The sequence below is a fragment of the Flavobacterium sp. HSC-32F16 genome (genome assembly GCF_024171645.1).
Classification (GTDB): Bacteria; Bacteroidota; Bacteroidia; order Flavobacteriales; family Flavobacteriaceae; genus Flavobacterium.
The window spans coordinates 323,550-339,350 of sequence record NZ_JALKAC010000002.1 but is presented as its reverse complement, the minus strand read 5'-3'; the positions used below and the strand labels follow the sequence as shown (position 1 = coordinate 339,350).

12 protein-coding genes are annotated in these 15,801 nt (G+C 34.3%); 5 read left to right on the top strand and 7 right to left on the bottom strand.

The features are described from left to right. Nucleotides 1-92: 92 nt before the first annotated feature. From araA to L1276_RS08050, 4 genes are all read right to left on the bottom strand, one after another. On the bottom strand, nt 93-1,601 hold the full coding sequence (gene araA, locus L1276_RS08065; RefSeq protein ID WP_253786657.1) for an L-arabinose isomerase: 1,509 nt from the start codon (nt 1,599-1,601) through the stop codon (nt 93-95). A gap of 157 nt (nt 1,602-1,758) precedes the next feature. Beyond that, nucleotides 1,759-2,460 (bottom strand): L-ribulose-5-phosphate 4-epimerase, encoded by a 702-nt coding sequence (locus L1276_RS08060; RefSeq protein ID WP_253786656.1) that lies wholly within the window; start codon nt 2,458-2,460, stop codon nt 1,759-1,761. Continuing rightward, the gene (locus tag L1276_RS08055; RefSeq protein WP_253786654.1) at nt 2,444-4,135 is read right to left on the bottom strand and encodes a ribulokinase; all 1,692 of its coding nucleotides are present in this window, start codon (nt 4,133-4,135) and stop codon (nt 2,444-2,446) included. Before L1276_RS08055 ends, L1276_RS08060 begins: the two co-directional genes overlap by 17 nt. A gap of 247 nt (nt 4,136-4,382) precedes the next feature. Beyond that, a complete protein-coding gene (locus tag L1276_RS08050) occupies nt 4,383-5,927 on the bottom strand; it encodes an alpha-N-arabinofuranosidase (protein WP_253786652.1) in 1,545 nt (514 codons plus the stop codon). 559 nt (nt 5,928-6,486) lie between these two features. Here L1276_RS08050 and L1276_RS08045 point away from each other — a divergent pair. Continuing rightward, nucleotides 6,487-7,176: an NUDIX domain-containing protein gene (locus tag L1276_RS08045; RefSeq protein ID WP_253786650.1), complete on the top strand. Its 690-nt coding sequence runs from the start codon at nt 6,487-6,489 to the stop codon at nt 7,174-7,176. Between the two features lie 294 nt (nt 7,177-7,470). Here L1276_RS08045 and L1276_RS08040 read toward each other — a convergent pair whose 3' ends face one another. Then, nucleotides 7,471-8,469 (bottom strand): GntR family transcriptional regulator, encoded by a 999-nt coding sequence (locus L1276_RS08040; RefSeq protein WP_253786648.1) that lies wholly within the window; start codon nt 8,467-8,469, stop codon nt 7,471-7,473. A 101-nt stretch (nt 8,470-8,570) separates the two neighbouring features. Between L1276_RS08040 and L1276_RS08035 the strand changes: the two genes are divergently transcribed. The 4 genes from L1276_RS08035 to L1276_RS08020 all read left to right on the top strand — a co-directional run bounded on the left by L1276_RS08035 (nt 8,571) and on the right by L1276_RS08020 (nt 13,823). After that, nucleotides 8,571-9,626 (top strand): aldose epimerase family protein, encoded by a 1,056-nt coding sequence (locus tag L1276_RS08035; protein ID WP_253786646.1) that lies wholly within the window; start codon nt 8,571-8,573, stop codon nt 9,624-9,626. 25 nt (nt 9,627-9,651) lie between these two features. Beyond that, entirely contained in the window at nt 9,652-10,812 is a 1,161-nt protein-coding gene (galK, locus tag L1276_RS08030) for a galactokinase (RefSeq protein WP_253786644.1), read from the top strand. Nucleotides 10,813-10,827: 15 nt separating this feature from the next. Next, complete coding sequence (locus L1276_RS08025; protein WP_253786642.1) at nt 10,828-11,889, top strand: UDP-glucose--hexose-1-phosphate uridylyltransferase; 1,062 nt, start codon at nt 10,828-10,830, stop codon at nt 11,887-11,889. Between the two features lie 248 nt (nt 11,890-12,137). Then, on the top strand, nt 12,138-13,823 hold the full coding sequence (locus L1276_RS08020; protein ID WP_253786640.1) for a sodium/sugar symporter: 1,686 nt from the start codon (nt 12,138-12,140) through the stop codon (nt 13,821-13,823). A 101-nt stretch (nt 13,824-13,924) separates the two neighbouring features. Here L1276_RS08020 and L1276_RS08015 read toward each other — a convergent pair whose 3' ends face one another. Beyond that, nucleotides 13,925-14,323, bottom strand: a complete 399-nt coding sequence (locus L1276_RS08015) for a helix-turn-helix domain-containing protein (RefSeq protein WP_253786638.1) — start codon at nt 14,321-14,323, stop codon at nt 13,925-13,927. A 140-nt stretch (nt 14,324-14,463) separates the two neighbouring features. Beyond that, nucleotides 14,464-15,714 carry an NAD(P)/FAD-dependent oxidoreductase gene (locus tag L1276_RS08010; RefSeq protein ID WP_253786636.1) on the bottom strand — a complete coding sequence of 417 codons (1,251 nt, stop codon included), beginning with the start codon at nt 15,712-15,714 and terminating at the stop codon, nt 14,464-14,466. Between the last annotated feature and the right edge of the window lie 87 nt (nt 15,715-15,801).

Sequence of the window (15,801 nt, the reverse complement as noted above, 5' to 3'; positions counted from 1 at the left end):
TTTTTTTATTATTGTGAAAGGTAAAATGTGAGAAGTTTAAAAGTAATAAAAAAAACTTAGAACCTTAGCAACTCAGAATCTCAGTACCTTAATTACAGTCCATGTTGAAACAAATGAAAATACGCTTCATTCGCATTGATCTTATCTTTAAACTCTCTTACCGTAGTTTTTTCATCAATAACCAATAATTCGATTCCCGCGATGTCAGCGAAATCTTCCATATATTCTGTTGTTAATGACTGGCTGTAAACGGTATGGTGCGCTCCCCCGGCTAAAATCCATGCCGTTGCTGCGATCTCAAGGTTTGGTTTACAATCCCATAAAACTCTTGCAACTGGTAATTTTGGTAATTCAGCCATTGGTTTAATTGCTTCTACTTCGTTTACAATTAAACGGAAACGGGTTCCCATATCAACCAAAGAAACATTGATTGCATCTCCTGCAGGTGAATTAAATACCAAACGAGCAGGATCTTCTTTTCCGCCAATTCCTAACGGATGCACTTCACAAGAAGGTTTTCCATCAGCAATAGAAGGACAGATTTCTAACATATGCGATCCTAAAACGTATGATTTTTGAGGTGTAAAATGGTACGTATAGTCTTCCATGAAAGAAGTTCCGCCTTCAAGTCCTATATTCATTACTTTTAAAGCTCTAACCATTGCAGCCGTTTTCCAGTCTCCTTCGCCGCCAAAACCATAACCATCGGCCATTAATCTTTGTGTAGCGATTCCTGGTAATTGTTTCCAAACTCCAAGGTTTTCAAATGTATCTGTAAAAGCTCCAAATCCTCCTTCTTCAAGGAAAGCTCTTAATCCTAATTCGATTTTTGCTGCTTCAACTAATGAACTTCTTTGTGCTCCACCTTCTTTTAAAGAATCCGTTAAAGTGTATGATTGTTCGTAAACCGCTAATAAATCGTTTAGTTCTTTATCTGTTACTTTTTCAATATGCTTGGTCACATCGGAAGAATCGTATCCGTTTACTGAAACGCCAAAACGAATTTGAGCTTCTACTTTATCACCTTCAGTAACGGCAACTTCACGCATATTGTCTCCAATACGAGCTACTTTTAAGTTTTGAAGTTCGTCCCATCCAAGAACCACTCTTGACCAGATTCCTAATTGTTTTTGAACTCTTTGATCTTCCCAGTGTCCAACTACAACTTTACGTTTTTTACGTAATCTAGACATGATGAAACCAAATTCACGATCTCCGTGAGCAGATTGGTTCAAGTTCATAAAATCCATGTCGATACTTCCCCACGGAATTTCAGCATTATATTGTGTATGTAAATGACATAATGGTTTTTTAAGGATATTTAATCCGCCAATCCACATTTTTGCTGGTGAAAAAGTATGCATCCAGGCAATAATTCCGATACAGTTTTTAGCAGAATTCGCAGCCAAACACACATCTAAAATCTGAGATGGAGATTTTACCACATCTTTGTAAACCACTTTTACCGGAATACTAGACGAATCGTCTAATCCTTTTGCAATAATCTGTGAATGTTCTGCTACTTTTCTTAATGTTTCTTCACCGTATAATTCCTGGCTTCCTACTACAAACCATACTTCTTTTTGAGAAATGTCTATCATGTCTTTTGTTTATTTTGTTTCAAGTTTCAGCTTTCAGGTTGTTGGAATCTGAAAACTCGATTTGTTATAATATTGTTTTTGTTTTTGTTTGTTTCACGTTCCAAGTTTCACGTTCCAACAACTTGAAACTTGAAACAAAGAAAACCTGAAACAAAAACTATTGTCCGTAATACGAATCTTTTCCGTGTTTACGGTTGTAATGTTTCTTTATTAATGAATCTTTTAATCTTGGCGCGTTTGGATTTATTTGTAAAGTCAGGTATGCCATTTCTGCCACAACTTCTAAAACTTTACTGTTGTAAACCGCTTTTGCTGCATTTTTCCCCCAAGCAAACGGACCGTGATTTCCTATCAAAATCATTTCTACTTCTTCGTAAGAAAGATTTTTTTCTTTGAAACAATCCAGAATCTGAATTCCGGTATTGTGTTCATAGTTCCCTTCGATAAGTGAATCTGCCATTGGCGGTGCGCACGGAATATCAGCTGTTAAATGATCGGCATGCGTTGTTCCGAAAATCGGAATATCTAATTGAGATTGTGCCCAAGCCACAGAATACGTTGCATGTGTATGCGCAACGCCGCCAATATTTGGCCAGTATTTGTATAAATAGGCATGCGTTTTTGTGTCAGATGACGGACGCATAGTTCCTTCGATAATATTATTGTCAAAATCCACAATTACAATATCTTCCGGTTTTAAATCTTCATAAGGAACACCGCTTGGTTTAATGGCAAAAACACCATTTTTTCTGTCTACGGCACTTACATTTCCAAAAGTGTAAACAACCAAATTCAATGCATTTAACTGCATATTGGCTTCGTAACATTCTTGTTTTAAATCTTTATAGAGAGAACTCATGCTGCGAAATTTTAAGGTTTGGATCTGCAAAAGCACTTAGTTGTTCGTATGCTAAAAGCAGTTTATGATAGGCTTCAACTTTATCTGTCTGAGGGAAATATTCTCCGTCGAAATCACTTCCTATTTTCTGGCTTGCTTCGATAACGTTTGGATAAATTCCGGCTGCAACGGCTGCGTAAATAGCTGCACCCAAAGCCGGAGTTTGATCTGAAGCTGCAATTTTAATTGGCTTGTTTAAAACATTTGCCAAAGTCTGCATAATGAAAGGAGATTTACGGGCAACACCGCCAATTCCGATTACGCTGTCGATTTTTACTCCTTCTTCTTCAAAACGATCTACAATTTTCTTCGCTCCAAAACAAATTGCGTTTACCAAAGCTTTAAAAATATGTGGTGCTTTTGTTCCTAAAGAAAGATTAGAAATAGCACTTTTTAATTCCTGATTAGCATCTGGAGTTCTACGTCCGTTAATCCAGTCTAAAGCAATTGGAAGACTTTCTGAAACCGGGATTTTCTCTGCTTCCTTAGTCAATTCAACAATTAATTTATCGCTGAATTCTTCTCTTAACTGTTCTTTTTGAGCATCATTCAAAACAGATGAAGAAACCAATAAATGATCTGTCGGCCAAAGCAATAATTCCTTGTACCAAGCCAATAAATCTCCAAAAGCAGATTGTCCTGCTTCTAAACCAATAAAGCCCGGAATTACAGAACCATCAACTTGTCCGCAGATTCCTCTAACTGTTTTTGTTCCAATCTCATCATAAGAACCAACCAGGATGTCACAAGTTGAAGTTCCCATAACGCGAACCAAAGTATTTTCTTCGATTTTAGCTCCAACTGCTCCTGAGTGCGCGTCGAAAGTTCCAACAGCCACAACAGTTTCTGTAGAAAGTCCTAAACGATCTGCCCATTCCTGGCTTAGTTTTCCTGCTGATAAATCAGATGTATACGTTTCATCATATAGATTACCGCGAAGCTGCGCTAAATACGGATGTAATTTTTCTAAAAATTCAACTGGTGGTAATCCGTTCCAGTCTGTGTGCCACATTGCTTTGTGACCTGCTGCACAACGGCTTCTTTTGAATGTTTTTAAATCTTTATCTTCAATTAACAAATACGTCATTAAATCGCAGTGCTCCATCCAGGTGTGTGCAGCATTTCTAACCGCTTCATCTTGTCTGGCAATGTGCAGGATTTTTGCCCAGAACCATTCTGAAGAATAAATTCCTCCAACGTATTTCGTTACGTCTTCTCCGCCCCAGCTTACCGCCAGTTCGTTGATTTCGTTTGCTTCATTTATAGCCGTATGGTCTTTCCATAAAACCATCATTGCATTTGGGTTTTCTTCAAAACCTTTTGTCAAAGCGAGTGGAGTTCCGTCCTTAGTAACCGGAACCGGAGAAGATCCAGTTGTATCAATACAAATTCCACGCACCAATTTTGGATCAACTTTGCTTTCTTTGATAACGGTTTGAATCGTAATTTCTAATCCTTCGATATGATCTAAAGGATGCTGACGAAATTGATTTATGGATGCGTCGCAATACTGCTTATTTTTCCATCTTTTGTAATGAGAAACATTGGATGCCAATTCCTGCCCATTTTCAGTATCTATAAGAACTGCACGAACAGAATCTGTTCCGTAATCTAATCCTATGACATAATTTTTCATTCGAAATTTATTTTAATGGTGACAAATATACTTATAAAATATTATAAGTGTACAAAAAACACTTAATAAAAAAGCTATGATATTTTTTTGCAGATACTTCACTAAAACAGCGTTTTAAGGTTTAAAGAAAAAATAAACGTTTAAATAACATTTATTTAAATGCGATTATTTCATCTTTATATCAAAAACGGTAAAATGCGATCTGCTTTTCTATCTTAATTTTATCTGATTTTTCTCTTTTTTTGATCTACTTTCCTTCTAAAACCAAAACCGAAAAAGGCGGTAAATTGATTTCTAATTTTCCTTTTTTCGTATCAAAATCTTTAAATGTTACGGGACTGATTTTATTTGGATTCTCGAAAGAATTAAAATCCTGTAATTTTGAAGAAGTGATAATATGAGCCGTAAAATTTTTCACACCCAAATCTTTTGTATCAATTTCGATTTTGTGTTTATTTTTTGCATCAACATTTACTAATGAAATATGTACTGCACCATTTTTATCTTTTGAAGCCGAAGCCGAAACTGCCGGAAGCGTTTGTTCTTTAAATGTATATAATGGCGAATTGAAACTTAAAGGCAACAGTTTCGCATCCTGATGCACATTGTACATTTGCATAACATGATACGTTGGCGTTAAGATCATTTTGGTTTTGTCAGTCAGTATTACAGCCTGAAGCACGTTTACGCACTGGGCTAAGTTTGCCATTCGAACTCTATCGGCGTGATTATTGAAAATATTAAGCGTTGCTCCGGCCAAAACGGCATCTCTAATCGTATTTTGCTGGTATAAAAATCCGGGATTTGTATCTTTTTCTACATTATACCATCCTCCCCATTCATCAACTACCATGTCCACTTTTTTCTCAGGATCGTATTTATCCATTACTGCAGCATGCTTGGTTACTAATTCTTCCATTTTTAAAGCCTCTTTCATGGTTTTAAAATATTGTTCTTCCGAAAAATTAACGGCATCCCCTTTTTTATTCCAGTCAATAACTGAATAATGATGAACACCAACACCGCCAAGCATAGTAAGCGGAATGTTTTTCATTAAAACTTCGGTCCAGTTATAATCACTGCTGTTGGCTCCGGAAGCAATACGATTTATACCGCCTGTATTGCTCCAGTCGGCCATAAAAGTGGCAAACTTGCGGTATTCATTTGCGTAATATTCTGCGGTCATGTTGCCGCCACAACCCCAGGCTTCATTTCCAATTCCCCAAAATTTAACTTTCCATGGTTCTGTTCTTCCATTTTTTTTACGCAGATCGCTCATTGGGCTTTTACCGCCGAAATTGGCATATTGAATCCAATCTGCAAATTCCTGAACTGTTCCGCTTCCTACGTTTCCAGACAAGTAAGGTTCAGCACCCAGAACTTCACAAAGGTTTAAAAAGTCATGAGTTCCAAAACTATTATCTTCTGTAACGCCGCCCCACCATTGGTTTACAATAGTTGGTCTTTGTTCTTTTGGACCTATTCCATCTTTCCAATGATACGTATCGGCAAAACAACCTCCCGGCCATCTTAAATTTGGAATTTTTAAATCTTTTAAGGCTTTAATAACATCATTTCTGACTCCGTTTGTATTTGGAATTTTTGACGTATCGCCAACAAAAAATCCGCCGTAAATACAACGTCCTAAATGTTCAGCAAAATGACCGTAAATATTTTTATTGATAGTGGCCGCAGCTGGATCATTTTTTATAGAAATAACTATTGATTCTTTCTGCGCAGAAATTGTCTGTATACAAATTGTAACAAACAATAGTAGTAGTGTTTTTTTCATAGTCTATTGTGGTTGGTGACGTTTAGAAAAATTAATTCAGGTTAGTTTTTAGTTATTGGTTTTTGATTTGTTCTTACATAAACTTAAATAAGTGTTTCTTTAACATTTGTAAATTTAAATAAAAAATAGTCTTAAAAACAAATTAAAATCTTAAAACAACTGGTTGCAAAAAACAGATTTCGCAATTATGATTTTAAAAACCGTTATAAACAGCGGTTTTTAAACTTTTAATCTAACAATCGCTAAAAGTTGAAAAATTATAAATTTTACAAAAAACCATACTATATAAGAGTTTTATAACAATTTTTGGACTAAGAAATTTTTAAAAGAAAAAAATAATAATCTTCATACGAAATCTCTTTTAAAAATGTTTTTACCTTTGGTCCTGATTTCGATATTAAAACCTGCTCAAAAGAAGTAATTATAAACGGTTTTAATCTGCTGGAATCAATGGTTAAAACTTCATGATTTTGTATATATTTACATAAGTGTAAAAATCACATTATTGAATTATGAAACAATTTAGGAAGTTTATATCTTTACCAATAAAATATTGAGTATGCTAAACAGTTATAGCTCTGCCGATAAGGTTTTACTAGCGGTAGATTGTATTATTTTTGGATTTGACAGCGAGGGCCTGAAGATACTTTTAATTAAAAGAGATTTTGAACCCGAAAAGGGAAAATGGTCTTTGATTGGAGGATTTTTAAAACGCGACGAGGTTTTAGATGATGCAGCTATCAGGATTTTAAATACCTACACGGGTTTGAATGATATTTATATGGAGCAGTTGTATGCTTATAGTGAAATTGATCGTGACCCAGTAGAAAGAACCATTTCGGTATCGTATTTTGCTTTGATCAATATCGAAAACCATAATGCGGAACTAATTAGAAATTATCATGCAGAATGGTTCCCTATTAACGATGCGCCAAACTTAATTTTTGACCACAACGAAATGGTTGATAATGCCATTAAAAGACTTCGATATAAAACTTCAATAAAACCAATTGGATTTGAACTTCTTCCTGAGAAATTCACCATGCGCCAGCTTTTAGAATTATATGAAGCTATTTTAAGTAAGGAATTGGACAAACGAAATTTCATCAGTAAAATAAATTCTCTTGAGATTTTAAACAAATTAGAGGAAAAAGATATGCAGTCGTCCAGAAAAGGATCTTATCTCTACACTTTTAATAAAGAAAAATACGAGGAAAAGCTGTTAAACAATTTTGCTCTTAACTTATAAAAAAACAAAACCCTGAAATCCACAACTTTCAGGGTTTTTTCTTCAATAAAACTACTATTAAAAAAAATAAACAAAATTATTATCCTTTTAACCATGTCGAAGCGATTATTATGAACACTAATCGCTAAAACATTTATAAGTGTAAAATTTACATTTGCAAATGTAAGCAAAATAAATAATCAAAAACAAGAAATAACATTTTTATTTTTTTTATTAATAAACAACAGAATTTTTAAACAAAATGTGCTTTAGCTGTGATATAACAACTTGAGTGCTAAATTTCTTGTCAATTCGCTACAAAGAATTTCTCATTATTAAAGACGATTTGTTTTCGATTTGTTCCTTCCTGCCTTTCAAAACCATTTCGGCCAGAATTTTTCCCATTGCTTCAAAATGAGTCGAAATGGTCGTGATTCCGTTTGCGGCAATTTTTTTCAGCGGCGTTTCATTATAAGAAATAATCCCAAAATCAGAACCCAGTTTTAAATTCTGTTCTGAGGCGTTTTCGATTACCCGAACCAAATCTCTATCATTTGGAATTACATACAAATCGCCAACGGTAATTTCTCTTTTGGTGAATTCAGTTATAATTTCAGATTCAAAATTATATTCGTCACAAAAATCTTCAAAACCCAATTTCATTCCGAGTGGTTCGCGAAATCCGGGAAAAATTAAAATCAGTTTTTTGTATTTATTCAATCTTTCTTTTCCTTTTTGCAATCCTTCAAAAATATCATTCTGATGATTTTGATAAATCGCAGGGTAAATTTTTAAATCCGGATTGGTCTGGTCAAGAATAATGACATCACCTACTGGTAGGGTTTTTATAGATGAAACAATATCTTTTAAATTTGTAGGCATCAAAATATACTTGGTATAATTTCCGTTGCTGTCGTTTATCAGCTTTTGAAAAACCTGACTGTTAAAATGATGAAAGAAAATATCGACCTGAACATTTTTACCAATGTTATTTAAAAAAGAATTATAAATGTCTTCTTTAAAAATATTCAGCTCATCAAAAAGTAAAAAAATCTTCTGTTTTATAGTGATTTCAACGCTTTTAACGTAATATCCCTTTCCGGGAATGGCATAAATAATTCCTCTTTTTTTGAGTTCATCATACGCCAGTAAAACTGTATCGCGAGACAATGAAAATGCCAGACATACTTTATTTACTGATGGAAGACGATCGCCTTTAACCAATTTCTCTTCTTCAATTGCCTTTTCTATTGAAAGAATAATCTGCTTATATTTTGGCAGTCCAATGTTGTTTTGAATCGAAATAATATTCATCTTGAAATGGAATTTTGCGCAATATACAAAAACTGGTAGGTACTGGTATGTAAAAACAAAGAATGTTTTTATTTTTGAATTTCACTTTTGGCAAATTTTACATGGAAATAAAACATAAATCGCATTTTCAGGAAACTTCTAATTCTAAATCTTTTGGTTTTATGCCAGATAATACCGAAATTCTTTCTTTCGAATTATCGAATAAAAACGGCATGAAAGTTCAGATCATAAATTATGGAGCAACCGTAACTTCTTTAGAAATTCCAACTTCTAAAGGAAAAATTGTTGATGTGGTATTAGGGTTTGATTCTCTTTCTTCGTATTTAGAATCGTATTACCTGCCAAGTGCGCCTTATTTTGGAACAACTGTTGGGCGTTATGCCGGACGAATCCATAATAGTGCTTTTACTTTAAATGGAAAATCATACGAATTAACCAAAAACAATAACGGAAATTCGCTTCATGGCGGTAATACAGGTTTTGGGAAAAAAGTATGGTCTGTAACCAATCAGACTTTGGGGGGAAATCCGTCTATTACTTTCACTCTTTTAAGTGAAAATCTGGATGAAAATTATCCTGGAGAATTACAGGTTAATTTGACGTATACACTTACGGAAATGAATGAATTGAAATTAGATTATAAAGCTGTTTCTACAGAAGATACAATTATAAATTTAACGCATCATAGTTATTTTAACCTTGACGGACACAATGAAAGTGTTTTGGATCAGAAGATTTTTATTGATGCCGATAAAATGCTGGAAACGAATCATGAAAACGTTCCAACCGGAAATTTTACCGCGCTTACGAATCATGATTTTGATTTTAGAACAGAAAAAAACTGTCCGTCTTCCATAGACAATTCGTTTGTAATTAATCAAACTAATACCGTTGCGGCGGCATTATTCAGCTCAAAAAACAATTTAAAAATGAGTGTTTACACCAACCAGCCAAGTGTACATATATATGTAGGAGGTAATTGTTTTGATGTTTTGAAAGGAAAAAGCGATGCTGTTTACCATAAAACAAGCGGGATTTGTTTTGAAACTCAAAACTTTCCAGACGCCCCAAATCAGGCACATTTTCCTGATTCTGTTTTAAAGAAAGGCGAAGAATATATTCAGAAAACTGTTTATAAATTCGAAAAGATCAACTAAAAACTACCAACCAATTACAATTATAATGAATGCTATTTTAATACAAAATACTACCGCTTTTTTTGAAAAGTCTTTTGGTTCTCAACCAGAAAAAGTGGTGCTTTCTCCAGGAAGAATTAATATTATTGGAGAACATATTGACTACAACGACGGCTTTGTTCTGCCGGCTGCAATTGACAAAGTAATTTGTTTTGCCTTTGCAAAAAACAATTCAAAAAAATCAAAAGTTTTCGCAATCGATTTAAATGAAGAGTTTGAAATTGATTTAACTCAGGAAGTAAAATTAAGTGATGTTGTCTGGACGAATTACATTCGCGGTGTTATCAAACAATTGCAAGACAACGGATTTGCGTTTGAAGGATTTAACTGTGTTTTTAGCAGTAACATTCCCGTTGGTTCGGGATTATCTTCTTCGGCTGCTTTAGAGTGCGGAATGATCTTTGGGATTAAACAACTTTTTGATTTAAAAATCGAAAAAATTGACATAGCATTATTAGGACAAAAAGCTGAGCACTGGGTTGGAATTAACTGCGGCATAATGGATCAGTTTTCAAGTGTTCACGGTATCGAAAACAAAGTGATAAAGTTAGACTGCAACACACTTGATTTTGAATATCATAATGCTGATTTTAAAGATTATTCGCTGATTTTATTCGACAGCAATGTAAAGCATTCTCTTTTTACATCTGAATATAACACGCGCAGAATTGAATGCGAACAAGGATTATCGATTATTAAAGAGAATTTTCCTGAAGTTAAAAGTTTTAGAGACTGCTCTGAAGAACAGCTTTTAAGTATTCAGGATAAAATAAACCCAACGGTTTTTAAAAGGGTGCATTTTGTTGTAAAAGAAATTAACCGTGTTATAAAAGCCTGCGAAGCTCTGGACAAAGGAGACATAGAACTTTTAGGACAATTGCTTTTTGAAACACATTATGGTTTGTCTCAGGAATATGAAGTAAGCTGTGTTGAATTAGACATGCTTGTAGATACTGCAAAAGCAGATGAAAATATCATTGGTTCTCGTGTTATGGGCGGTGGTTTTGGCGGCTGTACCATAAATTTAATTAAAAAAGGGTACGAAAATGAGGTAAAACGTAAGTTTTCAAATCTTTATTTAGATACATTTGGGATTGAATTAAAATTTTATGACGTAAAAGTCTCAAACGGAACAACATTACTTTAATACCAGAACAACACAATGAAAAATTTTGACATTAACGAAGATCCCCACAGACGTTTTAATCCTTTAATTAATGAATGGGTTTTGGTTTCACCTCATCGCGCAAAACGCCCTTGGCAGGGACAAAACGAGGTGATTTCGGCCGAAACTCTTCCAAAACATGATCCAAACTGTTATTTATGCCCCGGAAATGTTCGTGCAAACGGAGTAAATAATCCGGCATACAAAAACAGTTTTGTGTTCGACAATGATTTTGCGGCTTTAAAACAAGACGAAATCATTTTTGAGGAAGATATTAAACATACTTTTTTTAAAGCAGAACCTGAACAAGGAATTTCTAGAGTGGTTTGTTTTTCACCAAGACACGATTTAACGCTTCCGGAAATGGAAGTTTCTGATATCGAAAACATTGTTAAAACATGGCAGAAAGAATACGCAGACTTAGGAAACATTAAATATATTAATCACGTACAGATTTTTGAAAATAAAGGAAGTGTTATGGGATGCAGCAACCCGCATCCGCATGGTCAAATCTGGGCGCAGTCATCATTACCCACTCAGGTTGAAAAAACGCATAACAGTTTAAAATCTTATTACGAAAAAAACAAAAGAACCTTACTAGAAGATTACGTTCAGGCCGAATTAAAAGTAGGAAACCGTATTGTAATTGAAAATGATCATTTTGTAGCATTAGTTCCGTTTTGGGCAATCTGGCCATACGAAACAATGATTGTAAGTAAAAGACCCATCAGCAAAATCACTGATTTTAGTGCCGAAGAAGTTACCGCTTACGCGAAAATTTTAAAGCAGCTAACAATCAAATACGATAATTTATTCAGCACTTCTTTTCCATATTCATCAGGAATTCATCAGGCTCCAACAGATGGACTGGATCATCCTGAATGGCATTTTCACATGCATTTTTACCCGCCATTGCTTCGCTCGGCAACAGTAAAAAAATTCATGGTGGGATATGAAATGATGGGAGAATCTCAAAGAGATATTACTCCTGAAAAAAGCGCCGAAATTATAAGACAGCAATCTGATATTCATTATAAAAGCGATGTTAATATTCGCTAAACATTGAATATTAAAATGGTCAAATTTAAAATTTAACATAATAATTTAGTCATAAATGTAAATAACACATTTACAATAGCTGTTTTTTAAGTTTTTATTTTAAATTTGGCTTTCGTTCCTGTTTTCATAAAAAAATAACAGAATAAAAACACATATTTCATTTTTAACAAATTTATATAACAGAATAAACATTTTCAACTTTACAACAAAACAATCACCTATACTAATTATCTAAAATACTATTACCAATGAAGCCAACCCTAGCTTTCGCAGATTATGCGGTTTTTATTATTTATTTCATCGTAGTCTCTGTCTACGGTTACACAGTTTACCGAAAACGTAAACAAGACGAACAAGATGCTAAAGCCTATTTTCTTGCGGAAGGAAATTTAACCTGGTGGGCGATTGGAGCATCATTAATTGCCTCAAACATTTCAGCAGAACAATTTATCGGGATGAGCGGTGAAGGTTTCTTTTTAGGAATCGCAGTGGCAGCTTATGAATGGCTGGCAGCTGTTGCTTTAATTATTGTAGCAGTTTGGTTCATTCCTGTATATCTTAAAAATAAGATTTACACCATGCCGCAGTTCTTAAAAACACGTTATAATGAATCTACTGCTTTAATTATGGCGGTTTTCTGGTTGTTTTTATATGTTTTTGTAAACTTAACTTCTATTTTATATCTGGGTGCTGTTGCCATAAACGGACTTGCCGGCGGTGAATATCTTCACGTTATTATGGTTGGTTTAGCTGTTTTTGCCTTGTTTATTTCTCTTGGGGGAATGAAAGTGGTAGCTTATACTGACGTTATTCAGGTAGCCGTTTTAATTATTGGAGGTTTAGTAACTTCTTATATTGCTCTAACAACGGTTGGACAATATTTTGGAGTGGGCGAAAATGCTATCGCCGGTTTTAAAGTTTTAATGAAAGAGGCTCCGGAACATTTCAAAATGATTATTCCAAAACCAACTGCGACTTCGTCTCAGCTTGAAATCGACAAGTATTTAACTTTCCCAGGTCTTATGTCATATGTTGCAGGTATCTGGATCATCAACTTAAACTATTGGGGATGTAACCAATACATTACGCAAAGAGCTCTTGGTGCTGATTTACAAACAGCCCGTACAGGAATTTTATTCGCTGGTATGCTTAAATTATTAATGCCGCTTATTGTAATGCTTCCTGGAATTGCTGCTTATGTTTTATATACAAACGGACATTTGCCTCAATTAGTTGGAGGAAAAGACGGTGCTTACTCTGCTGTATTGACTTTCCTTCCTACTGGATTAAAAGGACTTTCTGTTGCGGCTTTAACCGCTGCAATTGTAGCTTCGTTAGCAGGAAAAGTAAACAGTATTTCGACAATTTATACCTTAGATATTCATAAAAAATACATCCAAAAAGAAGCTGGTGAAAAACAGCAGGTAAACATTGGCAGAATTGCCGTTTTCGCAGCAATGCTTTTGGCAGTTTTATTTACATGGAATGATATTCTTGGTATTGGCGGTGTTGGTGGTTTCACTTACATTCAAAAATACACTGGATTCATCAGCCCTGGAGTTTTCGCAATGTTCTTCCTTGGTATGTTCTGGAAAAGAACCACTGGAGCTGCTGCAATTGTTGGGGTAATTTTAGGATTCGCATTATCCGTTTTATTTAACGAATATGCTCCGGCTTTATTTGGAAATGATACTCTTTTATACACAGCTTACCCTAATGGTAAAGGCGCTTTTGAAATTCCATTCCATATCTGTATGGGATTATCATTCTTCTTCACTATGTTAGTGATGATCATAATGAGTTTCGCAGGTCCAAAAGTAAATCCTAAAGCGTTTGAAACTGAACCGGGAATGTTTAAAGTTAAACCACAAACTACCGTTTTAATTGTAATTACACTGCTTATTATTGTGGCATTGTATGTTAAGTTCTGGTAATAATTTTTAATATTATAATAAACAGAAAAGGATCCTTGCGGATCCTTTTCTGTTTATTAATGTTTTTTTAAAAGAGTTTTTTAATTCTTTATCTTATAAATTTATTTCTCCTTAAATAATTTTTCCAAATATTCGACTTTATCTTTTTCAACCTGAACCAAACGCTCGTATAATTCAATAACTTTATCAAGTGGATTAAATGTTGGCTGATATTGAATGTTTGAATTCATTGATGCATTATCATGATTATTGATTGTATTTCCAATAATATTGAATATTGCTTCTTCTGAAAAATTCTTAATTCCCTCGACACTTACCCCAAGAGCTTTTGCAACCTCTGCTAATCTTTCTTCATCTACAGTTTCACTATTTTCCATTGCAGATATTGCCTGTTGATTTGTACCTAAAGCTTGTGCAAGCGCCTCTTGTTTCATGTCTCTTAGTTCACGAATACGACTAATTTTTCGTCCTACATGATTTGGTTTTATTACTGTACTCATAGTTCAAAGATAATAATTAAGAATAAAAAGAGAATCCGTATCTTACAAATGGTACTGTAAAATACCATTTTAATACTTTTAAAACAAATAAATTCCCTGCCCAACAAAAATACAACTTTTCAGACATAAAAAAACCCTGATTATTCAGGGCTTTGTTCTTTTTGCATATTTAGTAAATACGCCATATTGGCTATTACATGGTCATGTTTCTTGACAAACGAATTTTCTTCATTCCAGACATAACCTGCTAAAACAGCGCATATTTTTTCTTTTACTTCTGGATTTTCCGGCTGATGGAAAAATAAAGTCTGTAAATTTCCTGTGTACCATTCCTGAACATAAGTGGTAAAAACTGCTATACCTCGTTTCATATATTGTGTAAACTCAACTTCCCAGTCAACAGCAATTCCCTGTGATTCTTTTAAATATAATTTTGCGGCAAGCATTCCAGATTCAGTTGCAAAAGCTACACCGGATGAGAAAACCGGATCTAAAAATTCAGAACTGTTTCCAGTTAAAGCAAAACCATCGCCGTACATTTTTTTTACAGCTCTCGAATAGTTTTCTAATTTAACCGGTTCGAATAAAAATTCTGTGCCCGCAAATCTTTTAATATAATAATCCGATTTTTGAATTGCATTTTTCAAAGCCTCAGCATTATCTTTATTTTCTGAAAGAGAATTAATAAAATCTGTAGGCCCAACAACACCTAAACTGGTATTTCCGTTAGAAAATGGAATTACCCACAGCCATACCTCGGTTTCCAGAATATCAAATGAAATCTGCGTTCCTTCTTCTCCTTCTTCTCTGTTAATATCTTTTACGTGCGTAAAAATAGAAGAATGTGGATCTAATTTCGAGGGCGTATCTAAATCTAAAAGTCTTGGCAGTACACGTCCGTATCCGCTTGAGTCGATAATAAAATTGGCGTGGATTTCTTTTAAATTCCCATCTTTATCTTTTACGATCGTTTTTGATTTTTTCCCTTCAAAAGAAACTTCCAGAACTTCAGTTTCAAATTCCAGATCAACACCTTTGCGAACCACTTCCTGAGCCATTGTATTATCAAAATCAGCGCGAGGAACCTGCCAGGTCCAGTCCCAGCCTTCACCAAATTTTTTACTGAAATCAAAAACACAGATTTCTTCGCCTCTTATAAAGCGAGCTCCAAGTTTCTTCTCAAAATTCATTGCATCAAGAGCCTCAAACAATTCTGCCTCAGCAAAATGATCCATTACTCTCGGAATTAAGCTTTCGCCAACAACAAGTCTCGGAAACTTTTGTTTTTCTACAACTTTTACCTTAACATTGTTCTTATGAAGATACGATGCAGACACACATCCGGACGGTCCGGCGCCTATCACTAAAACATCTACAAACTCCTTTGTCATAATAAAAATATTATCAATTATTAGCCTACATTTGCCATCATCAAAATAACTACATTTATTTTGATAAATAAAATTAAATTAGCACAA